Annotated in this window: 1 rRNA gene; it reads left to right on the top strand. The window is 50.4% G+C overall.

Annotation, left to right across the window (positions count from 1 at the left end):
* Positions 1-1,239 (top strand): 23S ribosomal RNA (locus tag INF20_RS07900); the annotation flags it as partial.

Genomic DNA, 1,239 nt, shown 5'->3' with positions numbered 1-1,239 from the left:
CAGGTATCGGCAGGTGAATACATAGCCTGCACGAGGGAAACGGGGTGAACTGAAACATCTAAGTAGCCCTAGGAAGAGAAAGAAACATCGATTTTCTGAGTAGCGGCGAGCGAAAGGGAAAGAGCCCAAACCAGACTACGGTCTGGGGTTGCGGACCACCAAAAGGAATTACAATGTATAGTCGAATGAGTCTGGAAAGCTCAGGCGAAGACGGTGAAACCCCAGTAGACGAAATACAGTGTAATACAAGGTGGCACCAGAGTAGGGCCGGACACGTGAAACCCGGTCTGAAGCAGGGGGGCCCACCCCCCAAGGCTAAATACTACCAAGTGACCGATAGAGAATAGTACCGTGAGGGAAAGGTGAAAAGAACCCCGGGAGGGGAGTGAAATAGAACCTGAAACCTTATGCCTACAAGCAGTGGGAGCGCAAGTGACCACGTACTTTTTGTAGAACGGGCCAACGAGTTATGGTATGTAGCGAGGTTAAGATGCTGGAGCATTGGAGCCGTAGCGAAAGCGAGTCTTAATAGGGCGATAAGTTACATGCTGTAGACCCGAAACCGGGTGACCTATCCATGTGCAGGTTGAAGCGAGAGTAAAATCTCGTGGAGGACCGAACCCATATCCGTTGAAAAGGGTTGGGATGACGTGTGGATAGCGGTGAAATTCCAATCGAACTCGGAGATAGCTGGTTCTCCTCGAAATAGCTTTAGGGCTAGCCTCAGGCGATGACACATGGAGGTAGAGCACTGAATGTTCTAGGGGCCTTCACCGGTTACCGAAAACTATCAAACTCCGAATGCCATGCGATCAAGCCTGGGAGTCAGACTATGGGAGATAAGTTTCATGGTCGAAAGGGAAACAGCCCAGACCCACAGCTAAGGTCCCAAAATGTAAGTTAAGTGGAAAAGGATGTGAAGTTGCATAAACAGCTAGGATGTTGGCTTAGAAGCAGCCACTCATTTAAAGAGTGCGTAATAGCTCACTAGTCGAGTGACTTTGCGCCGAAGATAAACGGGGCTAAACTTACTACCGAAGCTTGGGAACTGTAATACAGTTGGTAGAGGAGCATCGCGTGCAGGCCGAAGGTGAGTCGTAAGGCGAGCTGGACAGTACGCGAGAGAGAATGTTGGCATGAGTAGCGAGAGGCAGGTGAGAATCCTGCCCGCCGAAAATCTAAGGATTCCTGAGGAAGGTTCGTCCACTCAGGGTTAGTCGGGACCTAAGCCGAGGACGA

Origin of the sequence: Gallibacter intestinalis, from assembly GCF_014982745.1 — a bacterium.
GTDB lineage: Bacteria > Bacillota > Clostridia > Peptostreptococcales > Anaerovoracaceae > Gallibacter > Gallibacter intestinalis.
Note: the sequence above shows the minus strand (reverse complement) of the source record. Positions and strands in the feature narration are given on the sequence as shown.